This window comes from Neisseria sp. SLRRB23, assembly GCF_050896295.1.
In the GTDB taxonomy this organism is placed as follows: domain Bacteria; phylum Pseudomonadota; class Gammaproteobacteria; order Burkholderiales; family Neisseriaceae; genus Neisseria.
In genome coordinates, this window is record NZ_JBPBFH010000099.1 from 1 (window position 1) to 405 (window position 405).

Consider the following 405-nt stretch of genomic DNA (forward strand, 5'->3'; position numbering starts at 1 on the left):
CGTCGAGTCTCGTGGGCTCGGAGATGTGTATAAGAGACAGGTATTGTTCTGATACCGAGTCGTCCAAGACGAAGCTGCGCAGGTTGTTGGAGAAATACAAAAGGCCGTCTGAAGCNAGCAGTTTCATCGCGCCGTGGCCGCATGACCACCGAAGAAGAAGTGCAATTCGCGGCAGAACTGATCAAATCCAAAATCGGCAAACTGCGCGAACTGTCGCCGCTGTGGGAAATGTTCAAAGACGGTATTGATCTGAACTCGATTGAATGGGCGGCTGGTCTCGAACGACTCTTTAGTGTGGTTAAACCACAAGGGAAGTCTCATCTTCAGGCGAGTTTCGCGCTTAGATGCTTTCAGCGCTTATCTCTCTGTCTCTTATACACATCTCCGAGCCCACGAGACTCGACG

General features: G+C 51.2%; 1 pseudogene. It reads left to right on the plus strand.

What is annotated here, in order from left to right:
- Positions 1 to 135: 135 nt before the first annotated feature.
- Positions 136 to 273 (plus strand): annotated as a pseudogene (locus ACRPFF_RS11260) (IscS subfamily cysteine desulfurase); the annotation flags it as partial.
- Positions 274 to 405: the final 132 nt, after the last annotated feature.